General features: G+C 73.3%; 16 protein-coding genes. 12 read left to right on the plus strand and 4 right to left on the minus strand.

What is annotated here, in order from left to right:
* The first annotated feature begins 177 nt into the window (after nucleotides 1-177).
* Genes J7E93_RS25385 through J7E93_RS25395 form a run of 3 tightly spaced genes read left to right on the plus strand, consistent with a single transcriptional unit; the run spans nucleotide 178 to nucleotide 4,294 of the window.
* Complete coding sequence (locus tag J7E93_RS25385; protein ID WP_215072264.1) at nucleotides 178-2,211, plus strand: putative cobaltochelatase; 2,034 nt, start codon at nucleotides 178-180, stop codon at nucleotides 2,209-2,211.
* Complete coding sequence (gene cobO / locus J7E93_RS25390) at nucleotides 2,211-2,819, plus strand: cob(I)yrinic acid a,c-diamide adenosyltransferase (RefSeq protein WP_215072265.1); 609 nt, start codon at nucleotides 2,211-2,213, stop codon at nucleotides 2,817-2,819. The genes J7E93_RS25385 and cobO overlap by 1 nt, the downstream gene beginning before the upstream one ends.
* Nucleotides 2,813-4,294, plus strand: a complete 1,482-nt coding sequence (locus tag J7E93_RS25395; RefSeq protein WP_215072266.1) for a cobyrinate a,c-diamide synthase — start codon at nucleotides 2,813-2,815, stop codon at nucleotides 4,292-4,294. The genes cobO and J7E93_RS25395 overlap by 7 nt, the downstream gene beginning before the upstream one ends.
* Nucleotides 4,295-4,296: 2 nt before the next feature.
* On the opposite strand, the gene J7E93_RS25400 is transcribed toward J7E93_RS25395, so the two are convergent.
* Nucleotides 4,297-5,022 carry a ZIP family metal transporter gene (locus J7E93_RS25400; protein ID WP_215072267.1) on the minus strand — a complete coding sequence of 242 codons (726 nt, stop codon included), beginning with the start codon at nucleotides 5,020-5,022 and terminating at the stop codon, nucleotides 4,297-4,299.
* 68 nt (nucleotides 5,023-5,090) lie between these two features.
* Here J7E93_RS25400 and J7E93_RS25405 point away from each other — a divergent pair, with 68 nt between their 5' ends.
* On the plus strand, nucleotides 5,091-6,263 hold the full coding sequence (locus J7E93_RS25405; protein ID WP_215072268.1) for a precorrin-6Y C5,15-methyltransferase (decarboxylating) subunit CbiT: 1,173 nt from the start codon (nucleotides 5,091-5,093) through the stop codon (nucleotides 6,261-6,263).
* A complete protein-coding gene (cobC, locus tag J7E93_RS25410) occupies nucleotides 6,260-7,822 on the plus strand; it encodes an Rv2231c family pyridoxal phosphate-dependent protein CobC (RefSeq protein ID WP_308368781.1) in 1,563 nt (520 codons plus the stop codon). Before J7E93_RS25405 ends, cobC begins: the two co-directional genes overlap by 4 nt.
* A gap of 69 nt (nucleotides 7,823-7,891) precedes the next feature.
* On the opposite strand, the gene J7E93_RS25415 is transcribed toward cobC, so the two are convergent.
* Complete coding sequence (locus J7E93_RS25415; protein WP_308368782.1) at nucleotides 7,892-8,878, minus strand: SCO1860 family LAETG-anchored protein; 987 nt, start codon at nucleotides 8,876-8,878, stop codon at nucleotides 7,892-7,894.
* A 431-nt stretch (nucleotides 8,879-9,309) separates the two neighbouring features.
* Between J7E93_RS25415 and J7E93_RS25420 the strand changes: the two genes are divergently transcribed.
* Both J7E93_RS25420 and J7E93_RS25425 read left to right on the plus strand, forming a co-directional pair.
* Nucleotides 9,310-11,517 (plus strand): penicillin acylase family protein, encoded by a 2,208-nt coding sequence (locus J7E93_RS25420; RefSeq protein WP_215072271.1) that lies wholly within the window; start codon nucleotides 9,310-9,312, stop codon nucleotides 11,515-11,517.
* Nucleotides 11,504-12,088 (plus strand): GNAT family N-acetyltransferase, encoded by a 585-nt coding sequence (locus tag J7E93_RS25425; protein ID WP_215072272.1) that lies wholly within the window; start codon nucleotides 11,504-11,506, stop codon nucleotides 12,086-12,088. Before J7E93_RS25420 ends, J7E93_RS25425 begins: the two co-directional genes overlap by 14 nt.
* 94 nt (nucleotides 12,089-12,182) lie before the next feature.
* On the opposite strand, the gene J7E93_RS25430 is transcribed toward J7E93_RS25425, so the two are convergent.
* The gene (locus J7E93_RS25430) at nucleotides 12,183-13,268 is read right to left on the minus strand and encodes an amidohydrolase family protein (protein WP_215072273.1); all 1,086 of its coding nucleotides are present in this window, start codon (nucleotides 13,266-13,268) and stop codon (nucleotides 12,183-12,185) included.
* 219 nt (nucleotides 13,269-13,487) lie between these two features.
* The gene (locus J7E93_RS25435) at nucleotides 13,488-13,805 is read right to left on the minus strand and encodes a hypothetical protein (protein WP_215072274.1); all 318 of its coding nucleotides are present in this window, start codon (nucleotides 13,803-13,805) and stop codon (nucleotides 13,488-13,490) included.
* A gap of 256 nt (nucleotides 13,806-14,061) precedes the next feature.
* Here J7E93_RS25435 and J7E93_RS25440 point away from each other — a divergent pair, with 256 nt between their 5' ends.
* The 5 genes from J7E93_RS25440 (at nucleotide 14,062) to thpD (ending at nucleotide 18,661) form a co-directional block, all read left to right on the plus strand.
* On the plus strand, nucleotides 14,062-15,165 hold the full coding sequence (locus J7E93_RS25440; protein ID WP_215072292.1) for an aminotransferase class V-fold PLP-dependent enzyme: 1,104 nt from the start codon (nucleotides 14,062-14,064) through the stop codon (nucleotides 15,163-15,165).
* A 413-nt stretch (nucleotides 15,166-15,578) separates the two neighbouring features.
* The gene (ectA, locus tag J7E93_RS25445) at nucleotides 15,579-16,082 is read left to right on the plus strand and encodes a diaminobutyrate acetyltransferase (RefSeq protein WP_215072293.1); all 504 of its coding nucleotides are present in this window, start codon (nucleotides 15,579-15,581) and stop codon (nucleotides 16,080-16,082) included.
* Nucleotides 16,079-17,347, plus strand: a complete 1,269-nt coding sequence (gene ectB, locus J7E93_RS25450; RefSeq protein ID WP_215072275.1) for a diaminobutyrate--2-oxoglutarate transaminase — start codon at nucleotides 16,079-16,081, stop codon at nucleotides 17,345-17,347. Before ectA ends, ectB begins: the two co-directional genes overlap by 4 nt.
* Before the next feature lie 37 nt (nucleotides 17,348-17,384).
* On the plus strand, nucleotides 17,385-17,783 hold the full coding sequence (locus tag J7E93_RS25455; RefSeq protein ID WP_215072276.1) for an ectoine synthase: 399 nt from the start codon (nucleotides 17,385-17,387) through the stop codon (nucleotides 17,781-17,783).
* Between the two features lie 2 nt (nucleotides 17,784-17,785).
* Nucleotides 17,786-18,661, plus strand: a complete 876-nt coding sequence (thpD, locus tag J7E93_RS25460; protein ID WP_215072277.1) for an ectoine hydroxylase — start codon at nucleotides 17,786-17,788, stop codon at nucleotides 18,659-18,661.
* Nucleotides 18,662-18,684: the final 23 nt, after the last annotated feature.

Consider the following 18,684-nt stretch of genomic DNA (forward strand, 5'->3'; position numbering starts at 1 on the left):
CGGGCGCGCGCAGCCGCTGGTCCGGGCCCGCGCGGACGGCGGCCCGGTGCCTCATCGGCGGCCGTGGGACGGGACGTCCGGGCCCCGGCCCCACACCACCGCGCGGGCCGCGACGCGCGGCCCGGAAGGGGTGCCCTCGGGGCATCAGCGAAGCGAACTCGAAGGAAGGACCACCGCATGAGCACCCGGTATCCGTTCACCGCCGTCGTCGGGATGGACGACCTGCGGCTGGCGTTGCTGCTGAACGCCGTCAGCCCGGCGGTGGGCGGTGTCCTCGTGCGCGGCGAGAAGGGCACCGCCAAGAGCACCGCCGTGCGCGCGCTGGCGGATCTGCTGCCCGAGGTACCGGTCGTCGCCGGGTGCCGGTTCAGCTGTGACCCCGCCTCGCCCGACCCCGGCTGCCCTGACGGGCCGCACGAGGCCGCATCCGCCGCGGCGCGGCCCGCGCGGATGGTCGAGCTGCCCGTCGGGGCCTCGGAGGACCGGCTCGTCGGCGCGCTCGACATCGAGAAGGCGCTGGCGGACGGGGTGAAGGCCTTCGAGCCGGGGCTCCTCGCGGACGCGCACCGCGGAATCCTGTACGTCGACGAGGTCAACCTCCTCCACGACCACCTGATCGACCTGCTCCTGGACGCCGCCGCCATGGGCTCGTCCTACGTCGAGCGCGAAGGCGTCTCCGTACGGCACGCGGCCCGCTTCCTGCTCGTCGGCACGATGAACCCCGAAGAGGGCGAGCTGCGGCCGCAGTTGCTGGACCGCTTCGGCCTCACCGTCGAGGTGGCGGCCTCGCGCGAGCCCGAGCAGCGGGTGGAGGTCGTACGGCGCCGGCTGGCGTACGACGACGACCCGGCCGCCTTCGCCGCCCGCTGGGCCGGCGAGGAGAGCGCGCTGCGGGACCGGATCGTGGCCGCGCGGGCCCTGCTGCCGAATGTGACGCTCGGCGACCCGGCGCTGCTGCAGATCGCCGCGACCTGTGCCGCGTTCGAGGTGGACGGCATGCGCGCCGACATCGTCATGGCCCGTACGGCGACGGCGCTCGCCGCCTGGGCGGGGCGCACGGACGTCACCTCCGACGACGTACGGCAGGCGGCGCTGCTCGCGCTGCCCCACCGCAGGCGCCGGAACCCGTTCGACGCGCCCGGCCTCGACGAGGACAGGCTCGACGAGACCCTGGAGCAGTTCAAGGGCGAGGACGAGCCGGACGACGACCCGGATCCCGGCCCGGGCGACGGCGGCCCCGGTGGCGGTGGAGGTGGCGGTGTGCCGCCGCAGGGCGACGGACCCGACGGGTCCGCGGAGAGCGCCGAGGCGGACGAGTCCCCGGCCCCCTCCCCCGCACCCGGTGCCGGCGGCGCCGGTGAACGCGCGGCCGTCAAGGCCGCCGAGCCCTTCCGTACGAAGATGCTCAGCGTGCCCGGGCTCGGCGAGGGCGCGGCCGGGCGCCGTTCCCGGGCCCGTACCGAGCACGGCAGGACGACGGGGGCCGTACGCCCGCGCGGGTCGCTGACCAAGCTGCACCTCACGGCGACCGTGCGGGCCGCCGCACCGCACCAGAAGGCGCGCGGGCGGTCGGGCCCCGGCCTGGTGGTGCGACGCGACGACCTGCGGCAGGCGACGCGGGAGGGACGCGAGGGGAACCTGGTGCTCTTCGCCGTCGACGCGTCCGGTTCGATGGCGGCCCGCCAGCGGATGAGCGCCGTCAAGGGAGCCGTGCTCTCGCTGCTCCTCGACGCCTACCAGCGGCGCGACAAGGTCGGCCTGGTCACCTTCCGCGGCCGGGACGCCGAGGTCGCGCTGCCGCCGACCTCCTCGGTGGACGCGGCCGCGGCCCGGCTCGAACAGCTCCCGACGGGTGGCCGTACGCCCCTGTCGGCCGGGCTGCTCAAGGCCCACGACGTGCTCCGCGTCGAGCGGCTGCGCGACCCTTCGCGCCGGCCCCTGCTGGTCGTCGTGACCGACGGCCGGGCGACCGGCGGCGGCGCCGACCCGGTGGCGCTCGCGGCCCGCGCCGCGCGGCTGCACGCCGCCGACGGCACGGCGGCGGTGGTGGTGGACTGCGAGACCGGGCCGGTGCGGCTCGGCCTCGCGGGGGACCTCGCACGTGAACTCGGCGGCACCGCCGTGACCTTGGACGAGCTGCGCGCGGACTCGATCGCCGGGCTCGTCAGAGACGTACAGGCAGCAGGACAGTCAACGAGGAGGGCCGCTTAATGCCGCAGGGACAGCCGACCGTCGTACCCGACGACGGTCTCACCACCCGTCAGCGCCGCAACCGTGCGCTGGTGATGGTGCACACCGGTGTCGGCAAGGGGAAGTCGACCGCCGCCTTCGGCATGGCGCTGCGCGCCTGGAACCAGGGCTGGCCGGTCGGGGTGTTCCAGTTCGTCAAGTCCGCCAAGTGGAAGGTCGGCGAGGAGAACGCCCTCAAGGCGCTCGGCGAGACCGGCAAGGGCGGGACCGTCACCTGGAACAAGATGGGCGAGGGCTGGTCCTGGATCCAGCGCGAGGTCGCCGAGGGCGAGCAGTCGCACGAGGACAAGGCGCGCGAGGGCTGGGAGCAGGTCAAGCGGGATCTCGCCGCGGAGACGTACAAGTTCTACGTCCTCGACGAGTTCGCGTACCTGCTGCACTGGGGCTGGATCGACACCGCCGAGGTGGTGGAGGTGCTCAGGAACCGTCCCGGGCAGCAGCATGTGGTGATCACCGGCCGCAACGCCCCGCAGGAGCTGATGGACTTCGCGGATCTGGTGACCGACATGTCGAAGGTGAAGCACCCGATGGACGCGGGTCAGAAGGGCCAGCGGGGCATCGAGTGGTAGCACGTCTCGTCATCGCCGCGCCGTCCTCCGGCGCGGGCAAGACCACGGTCGCGACCGGTCTGATGGCCGCGTTCGCCGGCCGTGGCCTTGCGGTCTCCCCGCACAAGGTCGGCCCGGACTACATCGATCCCGGCTATCACGCGCTGGCCACCGGCCGGCCGGGCCGCAACCTCGACGCGTACATGTGCGGTACGGGGCTGATCGCGCCGCTCTTCGAGCACGGGGCGCGCGGCTGCGACCTGGCGGTCGTCGAGGGCGTGATGGGCCTGTACGACGGCGCCGCGGACCAGGGCGAACTGGCGTCCACGGCGCAGGTCGCGAAGCTCCTGAAGGCGCCGGTGGTGCTGGTCGTGGACGCCTCGTCGCAGTCGCGGTCGGTGGCGGCGCTCGTGCACGGGTTCGCCTCGTGGGACCCGGAGGTCCGGATCGGCGGGGTGATCCTGAACAAGGTCGCGACCGACCGGCACGAGCATCTGCTGCGGGAGGCGCTCGGGGAGTCGGGGGTGCCGGTTCTGGGTGTGCTGCGGCGGGCGCCCGCCGTCGCCACGCCGTCGCGGCATCTGGGGCTGGTGCCGGTCGCGGAGCGGCAGTCCGCGGCGGTGGAGGCGGTGCGCGCTCAGGCGGATCAGGTGCGGGACGGTTGTGACCTGGACGCGCTGCTGGCCCTCGCGCGCAGTGCGCCGGAGCTGCACGCGGAGGCGTGGGACCCCCACGGGTTGTGGGCCGGCGTTCCGCTGGGGACCCCTTCCGGGGGAAGCTCCGGGGGAGGCACGGGTGGGCACCACCCGGCCATCGGACCGGACCCGGCGAACGGGTCCGGCCGCAGGCCGACGGTGGCCGTGGCCGGCGGGGCCGCGTTCACGTTCTCCTATGCCGAGCACGCGGAGTTGCTGGAGGCCGCAGGGGCGGAGGTCGTCACCTTTGATCCGCTGCGTGACGAGGCCCTTCCCGAAGGGACGAGCGGGCTCGTCATAGGTGGTGGGTTTCCCGAGATGTACGGGGCGGAGCTGTCCGCCAACGAACCGCTCCGCAAGGCCGTCGCCGAGCTCGCCCGGTCGGGCGCGCCCGTCGCCGCCGAGTGTGCCGGGCTGCTGTATCTCGCGCGGTCGCTGGACGGGACGCCGATGTGCGGGGTGCTCGACGCCGACGCGCGGATGTCGGAGCGGCTGACGCTCGGGTACCGGGACGCCGTGGCGGTGAGCGACAGCCCGCTCGCCGCGACCGGGGCGCGGATGCGGGGGCACGAGTTCCACCGGACGGTGATCGAGCCGGGCGCGGGGGCGGCGGCGGCCTGGGGGCTGCGGCAGCCGGTGGGGGTCCCCCCTGCTCGAAGAGCTCGGGGGAGCGTGGAGGGGTTCGTCCAGCAGGGGGTGCACGCGAGCTATGTGCACACCCACTGGGCGGGGGCTCCGGAGGCGGCCGTGCGGTTCGTCGCGCACTGCGGGCGCGGTCCGGAAGCGGAGCGGGGCGCGTGAGTTCAGGCAGACAGTCCCACCACGAGCCAGATGAAGGCCACTCCCGCCACCGTGCACAGCAGGGTGGATCGGGCGGGGTGCTCGTGGTGGGCCTCGGGCAGGATCTCGGCGGCGGCGAGGTAGAGCAGGGCGCCGCCGAAGAACCCGAGATAACTGCCGAGCAGTTCCTCCGGCGGGGTGAACAGCAGGGTGGACGCGGCGCCGACGAGCGGCGCGAGCGCGTCCGCGACCAGCATCGCGATGGCTTTGCGGCGGGCGTTCCCGTACAGGCTGGTGATCGTGTACGTGTTGAACCCGTCGGCGAAGTCGTGGGTGATGACGGCCAGTGCGACGGTGGCGCCCATGCCGCCGCCCACCTGGAAGGCGGCGCCGAGGGCGATGCCGTCCATGAGGCTGTGGGCGACCATGGCGGCGGCAGCGGTGAGTCCGACCTGCGGCACTCTCTCGTCGGCGGCGACGCCGTGCGCCGCACGGCGGACGGCCAGGAGCCGTTCGACGGCGTGGGCGAGGAGGAAGCCGCCCACGAAGAGCAGCAGGGCCTGCGGCACGCCGAAGACCTTGGCGCCGGCGGCCTCCAGGGCCTCGGGCAGGAGATCGAGTCCGACCACGCCGAGCATCAGTCCGCCGGCGAGGCCGAGGACCAGATGGCGCCGGTCGGTGACGCGTTGCGCCGTCCAGCCGCCGAAGAGCGTCATGAGGAACGCGCCGAGCGCGACGAAAACGGCCATGCGCCCTTGCTATCCGATCGTGTGCGGCCCGCGCACATCAGCGGCCGTGTCGTGGGGAGGCTGGTGGCGTGATCACGGTGATCGGAAGCGGTGCGGGCGCCGACGCGGGCTCTTGGGCGGGCGAGCCCGCGCTGGTGGTGGACGTACGGGGCGACGAGTTGACGCACGGGGAGCTCGACCTGATCGACAAGCACGCCGCCGAGGGAGGGACGCGGGTGGTGGTGCGCGCCGGGGGCGATCCGGGGTTCTTCGGTGTCGTACGGACGTTGGAGCGGCGGTTCGGCGCGCAGTCGCTGGAGGTGCGGCCGGGTCCCGCGGCGGTGGGAGTGGCCTTCGCACGGCTCGGTCTGGCGTGGGACGACGCGCTGGTGGCGGACGGCTCGGAGCTGCACGAGAACGCGCTGGACCGGGCGGTGAACGTGTGCCGGGCGCATCCGAAGGTGGCCGTGCTGCCCGGGCCCGGCGTGGGGCCGGCGGAGCTGGGCGCGGAGCTGCTGCACCGCGTGACGTCACGGACGCTGGTGGTCTTCTCGGCGCTCGGCGATCCGTTCCGTGAGCGCTTCGAGCGGGTGGAGCCGGCGGAGGCGATGTGCCGGACCTGGGAGGGCGTCAGCCTGGTGCTGTGTCTGGACGAGTCGCGGGCGGAGGGGCCGGCGCCCGCGGTGACGGGGCCGCTGCGCGGTCCTGGCCGCTGGGCGCTCGCGGACCGGGAGTTCGGAGCGGCGGACGGTTCCGTCCTGCCGTACGAGGCGCGGGCGCTGGCGCTCGCCCGGCTGGGGCCGCGCGTCGGTGACCTGATCTGGGACATCGGTACGGGCTGTGGCTCGGTGGCGGTCGAGTGCGCTCGGCTGGGCGCGGCGGCGGTCGCCGTGGAGAAGACCGCGTCGGGCGTCGAGCGGATCCGGGCGAACACGGCCGCGCACGGTGTGGAGGTGCGGGCGGTGCACGGGGCGGCGCCGACGGTGCTGTCCCATCTGGCCGATCCGGACGGGGTGTTCGTAGGGGGCGGCGGCCGTGAGCTGAAGGCGATCGTGCTGACGGCGGCGCGCCGCGCGCGGCGGGCGGTCGTGGTCGCGGTGACGGCCCTGGAGCAGGTGACGCCGGTCCGCTCGGCGCTGGAGTCGTGCGGTTTCGCGGCCGAAGGGGTGCTGTTGCAGTCCCAGCGGCTGCTCACCCTGCCGGACGGGTCGTCGTCGATGGCCCCCGCGGCGCCGGTCTTCCTGGTGTGGGGTGTGCGGTGAGCGGCCCGGCGACGGCGGGCGTGGCGGTCGGCGTGGGCGCCAGGCCGGGGGTGTCCGTGGACGAGGTCCTCAGTCTGGTCGGGGAGACCCTGCGGGAGGCCGGGCTGTCGGGCTCCGACGTGGCGGCGCTCGCCACTCTGGACGCGCGGGCGGCGGAGCCCGGGATCGTGGGCGCGGCGGCGCGGCTCGGCGTGCCGTTGCGGGCGTACGGGGCGCAGGCGCTGGCCGCCGTACCCGTACCGCATCCCTCGCAGGCTCCGCTGACGGCGACGGGCACGGGGTCGGTGGCGGAGGCCGCGGCGCTGAGGGCGGCGGGTCCCGGGGCCCGGCTTCTCGTACCGAAGCGGAAATCCGCGCGCGCAACGTGTGCTGTCGCCCGTTCCGTCCCCTTTCATCCGAACGAAGAGTCCTCTGCCGTACGGTTGTTGCCCTGGAGACAGGGGTACATCGCTGGTCAGACGGAGCCCCGTACACCCCCCACTCATCACCCCACGGCGGCCATGGATACCCACGCGCATACAGACGTCCACGATCTGCGGCACCACGGTGACGCGGAGGTCCGGGACGACAAACTGATCGATCTCGCGGTCAACGTCCGTACGAACACGCCGCCGGACTGGCTGCGGGAGCGGATCGCGGACTCGCTGACGGGCCTCGCGGCGTATCCGGACGGCCGGGCGGCGCGGGCCGCCGTGGCCGAACGGCACGATCTGCCGGCCGGTCGGGTGCTGCTCACCGCGGGGGCGGCGGAGGCGTTCGTGCTGCTCGCGCGGGCACTGCCGGTGCGTCGGCCGGTGGTGGTGCATCCGCAGTTCACGGAGCCCGAGGCGGCGCTGCGGGACACCGGGCACGAGGTGGGCCGGGTGCTGCTGCGCGAGGAGGACGGGTTCCGGCTCGATCCCGCGGCGGTGCCGGAGGACGCGGACCTGGTGGTGATCGGGAACCCGACGAACCCGACGTCCGTGCTGCATCCGGCGGCGACGATCGTCTCGCTGGCCCGGCCGGGGCGGACGCTCGTGGTCGACGAGGCGTTCATGGACGCGGTCCCGGGCGAGCGGGAGGCGCTGGCCGGGCGGACGGACGTGCCGGGTCTGGTGGTGCTGCGGAGCCTGACGAAGACCTGGGGTCTCGCCGGGCTGCGGATCGGCTATGTGCTCGCGCACCCGGAGACGATCGCGGCCTTGCAGCGGGCGCAGCCGCTGTGGCCGGTGTCCACGCCCGCGCTGGTGGCGGCGGAGGCGTGCGTGTCGCGGGCGGCGCTGGCGGAGGCGGAGCACGCGGCGCACCGGACCGGGGTGGAGCGGGCGCATCTGCTGGCGGGACTGGCGGAGTTCGACGAGGTCCGGGCGGTTTCGGCGGCGGAGGGCCCCTTCGTGCTGGTCCGGATCGACGGCGCGGACGCGGTACGGGAGCGGCTGCGGGCGCTGGGCTTCGCGGCGCGCCGCGGCGACACCTTCCCAGGCCTGGACCGCAACTGGCTCCGCCTGGCGGTCCGCGACCGGGCCACGACGAACCGTTTCCTTCAGGCCCTGGACCAGGCGCTGTTGATGGGGGGCTAGGGAGGGTGGGGCGTGCGGGGAGGGCGGTGCGGTCACCGCCCTCCCCTTCCCCTTGCCCCCTCGGGTCGGTCAGCCGCGGGCGCGGCGGCCGCGGGCCAGGACGAGGGCGCCGGCGCCCACGCCGAGCAGGAGGAGGGCGCCGCCGGCCAGGTACGGGGTCATGGAGCTGCCGCCGGTCTCGGCGAGGTTCTGGTCGGTCGGGGTGGAGCCGCCGTTCTGGGTGTGCGCACCGCCGGCGTCGGTGGGTTCGGCGGACGGCTCGTGCGAGGGCCGCTCGCTCGGCCGCCCCGTCGGCTTCTCGGTCGGCTTCTGGGTCGGCTTCTCGGTGGGACGCGTGCCGTTCGGGGTCTCGCAGGTCGCCTCCGCGAGCGTCACCACGCCGTTGACCTCGGCCACCCCCAGCTTCAGCGGGTCGACCTCCACCTTCAGTTCGAGGGCCGTCGCCGCCGCCGTGCGCGAGGTCGTGGACGTCCGGGACAGGTCGAGGGTGACGACGCCGATGCCCGGCACGGAGACCTCGGTCCGGCCGCCGGTGGAGAGGGTGGTCTTCTTGCCGAACACGGTCACGTGCCCGAGCACGTTCGACTCGGCGACCGGCTGCCTGCCGGACTCGCAGACCGCCTTGGAGGTGACCTTCTCGACCTCGATCAGGGAGAGGGCGCGGATGCCCGGGACATGAACCCGCGCCTTGACCAGGTTCACGTACCCCTCGGCCCTGTTCTTCTCCACCGTGGCCTTCGAGGTGGCGACGTCGGCGCGCAGGATGTCGATCGGTCGGCCGTTCTCGGCGCCTTCCACCTTCACGGTGAGTGCGGTCCTGTTCTCGCTCTCCGGCGCCTCGACCTCGTTGAGGGAGGTCCGCAGCGGCACGTTCACCGTCCTGTCGAGCAGGGAGACGTCGAGGCCGGTCCGCAGGACGACGGCGGTGGCGCGTCCTTCGCCGCCCGTGGCGTGCGCCGCGGGGGCCGCGAGGACCACGGGCCCGACGGCCAGCGCGGCGACGGTCGCGGCAGCGGCGGTACGGCGTACGGGCATGCGGAAGGTGTTGCTGTTCACGGTGGTGGAACCCCCACAAGAGACATGGCGTCGCCGGCCGCTCACCCAAGGGGACATCGGGTCGGTGCGGCGTCGACGACTTGAGACACCGGAATCTTTACGCACGGAGAGTGAACTGACAGGCACCTGACGTGAGTTCACTCCAAAGGGGGGTTTCCGTGCCCGTATTCGATTCTTTCGGCACGCGCGTTCCCATGCGTCCCTCGTGTTGCGAATCGCACGACGGAGAGGGGAAGCGTGTCAACGAGATGCGCCGCTCCCGGGTCACGCACGGTCAACCCGGCACCCGTCGCCCTGATCCAGGGCGCCCATGGAGTGGACCCGCCCCTCGGGTGGGCCGGCCACGCCCCGCCGCCATCCCCTCCCCCGGCGTCCTGTAAATTATTTAGGTCAGCCTAACCTAAGAAAAATGCGGATGGATCGGGGTCGGAGTGAGTATCGAGGTCTACCGGGACAGCTGGGGGATCCCGCATCTGCGCGCCGCCGACCCCTGTGAACTCGCCTTCGCGCAGGGGCGGGTGACCGCCGTGGACCGGGCCTGGCAGCTGGAGGTGGAACGGCACCGGGCGCAGGGCACCACGGCCGCGTTCCTCGGGGCCGCGGAGACCGGCTGGGACACCTTCGTACGGCGGGCACGCCTCGCCGACACCGCGCGCCGCTGCTTCGACCGGCTCGACCCCGCGACCCAGCGGTGGGTCGGGGCCTACGTGGACGGGGTCGACGCCGGCCTGGCGGAAGGGGCCCGGCGCGCGCCCGAATTCGCCGCGACGGGGCTGGAGCCCGGGCGATGGGAGCCGTGGACACCGCTGGCGGTCTGGCTGTCCACCCACATCCTGTTCGCGGGCTTCCCCACCAAGCTGTGGCGGGAGGAGGTCGCGCGCCGGCTGGGCGAGGAGTGGACGGAGCTGTTCGCCACGGACGGTCCCGGGACCGCGGGCTCCAACGGCTGGGTCGTCTCCGGCGGACGCACCGGGAGCGGGGCGGCGATCGTGGCGGGCGACCCGCACCGGTTCATCGAGGCCCCCGGCGTCTACCAGCAGATCCGCCTGGCGTGCCCGGAGTACGACGTGGTGGGCCTCGCCGTGCCGGGTGTGCCGGGTCTCGCGCACTTCGGCCACACGGGAGGCGTGGCCTGGGCGATCACCAACGCGATGGCCGACTACCAGGACCTGTACCGCGAGCGGCTGCGGCGGACCGAGGACGGCGGGGTCGAGGCGCTCGGCCCCGACGGCTGGCGCCCGGCGTCGGTCCACGTCGAGCGGGTCGAGGTCGGGGGCGCGGAACCGGGCGAGGTCGAGGTCGAGGTGATCGAGACGGAACGCGGGCCGGTGATCATCGGGGACGCGGGCGCCGCGGGCCCACGCTCCGGCGACGGCGCCGGCGGGGACGGCGGCGCCACCGGGGCCGGGGAGAGCGACCGCGACGGCGTCTGGGAGGCCATCAGTCTGCGGTACCCACCGCGCGTGACGGGCGAGCTGGGCTTCGGCGTCCTGCCCGAGCTGCTCGGCGCCCGCACCGTCGCTGATGTGGACCGCGCGGTGGACGGGTGGGTCGAACCGGTCAACGTCGTCCAGGCCGCGGACACCGAGGGCGGGCTGCTGCACCGGGTCGCGGGCCATGTACCCGTACGGGCCCGCGCCAACTCCCTGCGGATCGTGCCGGCCTGGGAGGCGGCCCACGCCTGGCAGGAGGGGGCGGCGGCCATGCCGCGCGCCGGTGTCGACGGCCACGCGGTCATGGCCAACGCCCGGGGTCTGGCGGCGCCGCTGGGTGTGGAGTTCGCCCCCCGGCACCGGGCCGCCCGGATCGACGCGCTGCTCGGCGAGTCGACGTCCTGGACCGCTCAGGAGATGGCGTCGGTCCACACCGACACCGACAACCCCTCGGCGGCGCCCCTCCTGGAGGCGATCCGGACGCTGGACACCCCCGCCTCCCCCTCCTCCGCCTCCTCCCCCGCCTCCCCCTCCTCCCCTGCCGAGTCCCTCTCCTCCGCCGCCTCCGCGCTCCGGGAGCGGCTGCTCGGCTGGGACCGGCGGATGGAGGCGGACAGCACCGACGCCGGGCTCTACGCCGCCGTGCGGGGGGCCGTGGTACGGCGGGTGGCCGCCCATCGCGCCTTCGAGGCGCTGCGGGAACCGGCTCCGTACCCCGCCCTCTTCCAGCCGTGGCTCGCCCTCGGGCCGCGCGTGGCGTTCGCCCTGGAGACGCTGCTCGTCTCCGGCCCCGTGCCGGCCGAGGACATCACGGAGATCGTCCGGCAGGCCCTCGAAGAGGTCGCCGCCGGGGAGGAACCGCCGGCTTGGGGCGCGACCCACCGCCTCGCCCCCTGGCAGGCGCTCCCCGACGAGGACGCCGCGGCCGACGCGCGGTGGCCGGGCCTGGGCGGGGACCACGACTGTGTGCTGTCCACCTCCAGCGTGCCCGGGTTCACCGACCGCAGCGCCCGCGCCTCGGCCGCCCGCTACGTCTGGGACCTCGCCGACCGCGACAACAGCCTCTGGGTCGTTCCGTTCGGCGCCTCCGGCGTGGCGGGCGACGCTCACCATCTCGACCAACTCCCGCTGTGGCTGCGGGGCGAGCTCGTCCCCGTCACCACCGACTGGCACCACCTCACCAAGGAGCACGATGACCGCCGCTGAGACCGCCGCCGAGACCGCCGCCGAGTACGTCCGGACCGTCGAGGGCTTCGGCACCGTCAGGATCGACCGCGTCGACCCCGAGGGTGACGCCGCTCTCCTCCACCACTGGGTCACCGCGGAACGGGCCCGGTTCTGGGGCATGGGCGGCACGACCCTGGAGCAGGTGCGGGAGATCTACGCCCATCTGGACTCGCTCACCACGCACCACGGCTTCCTGGTCCGCCGGGACGGCGAGCCGGTCGCGCTCTTCCAGACCTACGAGCCCGAGGCCGACCGGGTCAGCGAGTGCTACGAGGCCCTGCCGGGTGACATCGGTGTGCACCTGCTGATCGCACCGGCCACCATCCCCGAACGCGGCTTCTCCGGCGGACTGCTGGCCGTGCTGACCGACTTCGCCCTGATCGGCCGGAACCGGATCGTCGCCGAGCCGGACGCCGCCAACGAGAAGGCGATCGCCCTGCTGGTACGGGCCGGGTTCGACCTGGGCCCGGAGGTCGTCCTGCCGGAGGTGGACCTCCCGGAGGTCTTCATCCCGGAGAAGAAGGCCCGCCTGGCGTTCCTGACCCGCTGACGGACCGGGGGGTCCGGGCCGGGGGTCCGGGCCGGCCCGGACCCCGTCCGCGCCGCGCGCCCCGTGCGCCGGACGTCCCGCGCGTGGAGCCGCGTCAGCCGATCACGCGGCCGTTGACGATCACTCGTCGCGGCGCCGCGAGCACGCGGACGTCCGCGCGGGGGTCCTCGTCGTAGACGACGAGGTCCGCCGGGGCGCCCTCCTCCAGGGAGGGGCGACCCAGCCAGGCGCGGGCGCCCCAGGCCGTAGCCGACAGGGCGTCGAGCGCGGGGATGCCCGCCTTGACCAGCTCCTCGACCTCCGCCGCGACCAGGCCGTGGGCCAGGGAGCCACCCGCGTCCGTACCGACGAAGACGGGGACGCCCGCGTCGTAGGCCGCGCGGACGGTGTCGTACCGGCGCTCGTACAGCCGGCGCATGTGCGCCGACCAGCGCGGGAACCTCTCCTCGCCGCCGTCCGCGAGCCTCGGGAACGTGGCGATGTTGACGAGCGTGGGGACGATGGCGACGCCCCGCTCCGCGAAGAGCGGGATCGTCTCCTCGGTCAGTCCGGTGGCGTGCTCGATGCAGTCGATGCCCGCCTCCACCAGGTCCCGCAGCGAGTCCTCGGCGAAGCAGTGCGCGGTGACCCGGGCGCCGAGACGGTGCGCCTCCGCGATCGCCGCCTCTACCTCGGCGCGCGGCCAGCAGGCGGTGAGGTCGCCCGCCCCGCGGTCGATCCAGTCGCCGACGAGCTTGACCCAGCCGTCGCCGCGGCGGGCCTCCTGCCCCACGTACGCCACCAGTTCCGACGGCTCGATCTCGTGGGCGTAGTTGCGGATGTAGCGGCGGGTGCGGGCGATGTGACGGCCCGCGCGGATGATCTTCGGCAGGTCGTCGCGCTCGTCGATCCAGCGGGTGTCGGAGGGCGAGCCGGCGTCACGGATGAGGAGCGTGCCCGCGTCGCGGTCGGTCAGGGCCTGCTTCTCGCTGGTGGCGTCGTCGACGGGGCCGTGCTGGTCGAGCCCGACGTGGCAGTGGGCGTCGACGAGGCCGGGCAGGGCCCAGCCGGTCACGGTCAGCGCGTCACCCGACGGCCGGGTGTACGTGATCCGCCCGTCCACCGCCCACAGCTCGTCCCGTACGTCCTTGGGACCGACGAGCACCCGCCCCTTCACATGCAGCACCACGTGATCGCTCATGCCTGCACTCTACGAGGGGCGGGTGACGCTCCGGACGGCGGTCACGCCCCGCCCGGCACCGGCCGGAGGCCCGGCCCGTACGGAGCTCGCACGGAGCCTCGTCCGGCCCTCGTCCCTCGCTCCGTCCGAGCTCGTACGGAGTTCGGACGGAGCTCGTACGGAGCTCGTACGGAGCTCGTACGGAGCTCGTACGTCGCTTCTCCGGAGCTCACTCCTCGCTCATTCATCGATCGCCGCGCCGAAGCGGGCGTCCACGGACGAGGCCCCGAGGGAGCCTGCCGCGTACGTCCACGAGCCCACGGCTGTCGGCCCTCCGGAGGCCGCGGGGAACACCCACACGTGCCCGTCGTCGGTGTTCTCGCCGGGCGCCGCCGCCAGCAGTCCGAAGCGGCCGTCGCGGTCGGCGTCGAAGAGCCGGATCTGGGCGCCGAACCGGTCGGCCCGCTCGGCCGCGCCGGGCACGGAGGGCGCGTCCTGGGACCACGACCGGGCGCCGCTGCCGGTGAGGCCCGCCCGCGTCCCGCGCAGGACGGTCACCGACCCCGCGTCGGCGACCGTGCCGAAGAGGATCCGGGCGGCTGCGGGGGTGGTCCGGCAAGGGCCCGTCCCTTGTCCGGCGCCCTGTTCGACACCGGATGCGGCGTGGGGGTTGTACGCGGGGGATGGACCGTTCCGCGTACGTCCGTCCGGAGCCGCCCCACCGGGCGTCGGGGGCCGTCTCGGTACCCTGAACCGGAGCTCCTCTGGCAGCTCACCAGCATCGAACTGATCCGAAGAAGGCACCGCCGTGACCGTGACACACCCGCTTCTGGACCTGGCCCCGCTGACCGCCGCGCACTTCGCGTCCATCGAGCGGCGGGTCGCCGCGCTCCTCTCCACCGAGCAGGACGTGGTGATCATGCAGGGCGAGGCGCTGCTGCCCCTGGAGGGCTGCATCCGCAGCGGCGCCCGGCCCGGCTCGACCGCGCTGAACATCGTCACCGGGCCGTACGGCCAGACCTTCGGCAACTGGCTGCGGGACTGCGGTGCGACGGTCGTGGACCTGGAGGTGCCGTTCCACACGGCGGTGACGGCCGCTCAGGTGGAGCAGGCGCTGGCCGGGCACCCGGAGATCGACTTCGTGTCGCTGGTCCACGCGGAGGCGGCGACCGGCAACACCAATCCCGTCGCCGAGATCGGCGAGGTCGTGCGGGCGCACGGCGCGCTGTTCTACCTCGACGCGGTGGCGTCGATCGGCGCCGAGCCGGTGCTGCCGGACGCGTGGGGCGTGGACATGTGCATCATCGGTGCGCAGAAGGCGATGGGCGGTCCGGCCGGTGTGTCGGCGGTGTCCGTCAGCGAGCGGGCCTGGGAGCGCTTCGCCGCCAATCCGGGAGCGCCGCGCCGTTCGTACCTCTCCCTCCTCGACTGGAAGGAGCGCTGGATCGACGGCGGGCGGAAGGCGCTGCTGCACGCGCCGGCGCAGCTGGAGATGCTGGCCCTTGAGGCGTGTGTGGAGCGGATCGAGGCCGAAGGGCTCGACGTGGTGATGGGCCGTCACTCCTCGGCGGCCGCCGCGACCCGCGCGGGCGCGCTGGCGCTGGGCGGTGGCCTGGAGCCGTACGTCCACGAGGCGAAGGACGCCGCCCCGGTGGCGACGACGCTGCGTTCCCCGGCGGGTGTGGACGCCTCCGAGCTGGTCGCCAGGGCGCTGGCGGCCGACCCGTCGCTGCCGCTGATCGCGGGCGGCGGGGCGCCGGCGAAGGAGATGATCCGGGTCAACCACTACGGCGTGGACGCGACGCCGGGCGTGGTGCAGTCGTCCCTGGCGGCGCTGGGCGCGGCGCTCGGCGAGATGGGGCGCACGGTCGACCTGGAGGGCGCCCGCCGCGCCGTGACGGAGACCTGGGGGCAGTAGCCCGGCACCGGGCGCCGAACCCGGCTCCCCACGCCCGCTGCCCGAGCACCCGGGCACCCGGGCGCTCCTGGGCGGATTTCCGCGAATGCCGCGACCACCGGTCGCGGCATTTTCCTTTCCCGCATAAATGCGGCCACACATTCCCCAAGCGCATTCCCTTACAAGTTCCTGGTTTCTTCTGCCCCGTTTTTCCGACCCTAAACGCCAGGGTTTCGTCAGCGTTTCCCGGCCCATTCAGAACCTGTGACCGACCCCACATCACGTCCATTTCGCCCGGAAAAATCCGGGCAAATGCGGTGCGAATCGCACGCGCGCGGATAACACATCACGCGCCGCCACCCCACCCCTCAGCCACATGCAATTCGAGAATTTGCTCGGTAAATTGCCTCGGCATGACCGCCGCTCAATCAGCTATGACCGTCGAAAGCCCGAGTGTGGAGGACGGAGCCGCACTCTGGCGTATGGCCCGCGATTCCGGGTCGCTCGATCTGAACTCTCCGTACAGCTATCTGCTGTGGTGCCGGGACTTCGCCGCCACCTCGCTGGTCGCGCGCGCCGCCGACGGTGAGCCGATCGCCTTCGTCACCGGCTATCTGCGGCCCGACCGGCCCGGAACCCTCGTCGTCTGGCAGATCGCCGTCGACAGGGCGCACCGCGGCCGCGGCCTGGCCGGCGTGCTGCTCGACGCGCTGACCGCGCGGGTCACCCCCGCCGCCGTCGAGGCCACCGTCACCCCGGACAACACGGCGTCCGACCGGCTCTTCACCGCCTACGCCGAACGGCACGGCCTCCGCCTGGAGCGCGAGGTCCTCTTCGACGGGGCCCTGTTCCCCGGCACGCCCGACGGCGCGGGCACCCATCTGCCCGAAGTCCTCTACCGCATAGGCCCCCTCCAGACCACGGGAGAATCGCTGTGACCATCGCCCCGCCCGCCCTCAGTGTCTTCGAGACCCTGGAGTCGGAGGTGCGCAGCTACTGCCGTGGCTGGCCCACCGTCTTCGACCGCGCCCAGGGCGCCCGCCTCACCGACGAGGACGGGCACACGTACCTGGACTTCTTCGCCGGCGCCGGTTCACTCAATTACGGCCACAACAATCCCGTACTGAAACGGGCGCTCATCGACTATCTGGAACGCGACGGGATCACCCACGGTCTCGACATGGCGACCACCGCCAAGCGTTCGTTCCTGGAGACCTTCCAGGACGTGGTGCTGAAGCCGCGTTCGCTGTCGTACAAGGTGATGTTCCCCGGGCCGACGGGCACCAACGCCGTGGAGTCCGCGCTGAAGCTGGCCCGGAAGGTGAAGGGCCGCGAGTCGGTGGTCTCCTTCACCAACGCCTTCCACGGCATGTCGCTGGGCTCGCTCGCCGTCACCGGCAACGCCTTCAAGCGCGCCGGAGCGGGGATCCCGCTGGTGCACGGCACGCCGATGCCGTTCGACCACTACCTCGACGGCCAGGTCCCGGACTTCCTCTGGTTCGAGCGGCTGCTCGAGGACCAGGGGTCGGGGCTGAACAAGCCGGCCGCCGTGATCGTGGAGACCGTGCAGGGCGAGGGCGGCATCAACGTGGCCCGGCCCGAGTGGCTGCGGGCGCTCTCCGATCTGTGCCGGCGCCAGGACATGCTGCTGATCGTCGACGACATCCAGATGGGCTGCGGCCGCACGGGCGCCTTCTTCTCCTTCGAGGAGGCCGGCGTCACCCCGGACATCGTCACGCTGTCGAAGTCGATCAGCGGGTACGGGCTCCCGATGTCCCTGTGCCTGTTCCGGCCCGAGCTGGACGTGTGGGAGCCGGGCGAGCACAACGGCACCTTCCGCGGCAACAACCCCGCCTTCGTCACCGCGGCGGCCGCGCTCGACACCTACTGGGCCGACGGCCAGATGGAGAAGCAGACCCTGGCGCGCGGCGAGCAGGTCGAGCAGGCGCTCCTCGCCCTCTGCGAGGAGAACTCCGCCTACGGCGCCCACTACCGCGGCCGCGGACTGGTCTGGGGCCTGGAGTTCGCCGACACCACCCGGGCGGCGAAGATCTGCGCCCGCGCCTTCGAGCTGGGGCTCCTGCTGGAGACCTCGGGCCCGGCGAGCCAGGTCGTGAAACTCCTGCCGCCGCTGACCGTGACGCCGGAGGAGCTGGACGAGGGGCTGAGCGTGCTGTCCCGCGCGGTCCGCGAGACCGCCTGACCTCCGTACGAGCAAGACGAAAGGAAGGAGCACCACCGTGATCGTCCGATCGTTCAAGGACATCGAGAACACCGAACGCCATGTGCGGGCCAAGTCCGGCACATGGGAGAGCAAGCGGATCGTCCTCGCCAAGGAGCGCGTCGGCTTCTCGCTCCACGAGACCGTGCTCTACGCGGGCACGGAGACGTCCATGTGGTACGCGAACCACATCGAGGCCGTCCTGTGCGTCGAGGGCGAGGCCGAGCTGACGAACGACGAGACGGGCGAGACGCACTGGATCGAGCCGGGCACGATGTACCTGCTCGACGGCCATGAGCGGCACACCCTGCGCCCCAAGACCGACTTCCGCTGCGTCTGCGTCTTCAACCCCCCGGTCACGGGCCGGGAGGACCACGACGAGAACGGGGTGTACCCCCTGCTCACGGAGGAGGGCTGATCATGACCGACGTACTGACCGACCGCACGGACCTGTATCCGACGCGAGGCGCCGCCGAGGAACTCACCCCGCGCCGCGACCCGGTGGTGTGGAGCGACGCCCCTGGTCTGGAGTCGTACGAACGGGACGGCTTCCTCGCCGAACCGGAGCTGCTGACCGACCAGGAGGTGGCGGTCTACAAGCGCGAGCTCGACCGGCTGATCGCCGATCCGGCGGTACGGGAGGACGAGCGCGCGATCGTCGAGCGGGCGACGGGTTCCGTCCGCTCGGTCTTCGAGGTGCACCGGATCAGCGAGGTCTTCGCCCGGCTCGTGCGCGACGAGCGGGTGGTGGGCCGGGCCCGCGAGATCCTCGGCTCGGACGTGTACGTCCATCAGTCGCGGATCAACGTGAAGCCGGGCTTCGGCGCCTCCGGGTTCTACTGGCACTCGGACTTCGAGACCTGGCACGCGGAGGACGGGCTGCCGCGGATGCGGACGGTGTCGGTGTCGATCGCGCTGACCGAGAACCACGACACCAACGGCGGCCTGATGATCATGCCGGGCTCGCACAGGACGTTCCTCGGGTGCGCGGGTGCGACCCCGAAGGACAACTACAAGCGCTCGCTGCAGATGCAGGACGCGGGGACCCCGTCCGACGAGGCGCTGACGAGCCTCGCGGACGCGCACGGGATCCGGCTGTTCACGGGCCGGGCCGGCTCGGCGACCTGGTTCGACTGCAACGCCATGCACGGTTCGGGCGACAACATCACTCCCTATCCGCGCAGCAACGTCTTCATCGTCTTCAACAGCGTGGAGAACGCGGCGGTGGAGCCGTTCGCGGCGCCGATGCGGCGGCCGGAGTTCATCGGGGCGCGGGACTTCACGCCCGTGCGGTGAGGCACCTTGCCGGGGCCCGGCCC

The organism is Streptomyces sp. ISL-36 (assembly GCF_018614205.1).
Classification (GTDB): domain Bacteria; phylum Actinomycetota; class Actinomycetes; order Streptomycetales; family Streptomycetaceae; genus Streptomyces.

What these genes read in the sequence shown, in the direction of transcription:
- J7E93_RS25385 (WP_215072264.1), top strand. Translation starts at nt 178, where the DNA reads ATGAGCACCCGGTATCCGTTCACCGCCGTCGTCGGGATGGACGACCTG.
- cobO (WP_215072265.1), top strand. Translation starts at nt 2,211, where the DNA reads ATGCCGCAGGGACAGCCGACCGTCGTACCCGACGACGGTCTCACCACC.
- J7E93_RS25400 (WP_215072267.1), bottom strand. Translation starts at nt 5,022, where the DNA reads ATGGCCGTTTTCGTCGCGCTCGGCGCGTTCCTCATGACGCTCTTCGGC.
- J7E93_RS25425 (WP_215072272.1), top strand. Translation starts at nt 11,504, where the DNA reads ATGACCGCCGCTGAGACCGCCGCCGAGACCGCCGCCGAGTACGTCCGG.
- J7E93_RS25430 (WP_215072273.1), bottom strand. Translation starts at nt 13,268, where the DNA reads ATGAGCGATCACGTGGTGCTGCATGTGAAGGGGCGGGTGCTCGTCGGT.
- ectA (WP_215072293.1), top strand. Translation starts at nt 15,579, where the DNA reads ATGACCGTCGAAAGCCCGAGTGTGGAGGACGGAGCCGCACTCTGGCGT.
- thpD (WP_215072277.1), top strand. Translation starts at nt 17,786, where the DNA reads ATGACCGACGTACTGACCGACCGCACGGACCTGTATCCGACGCGAGGC.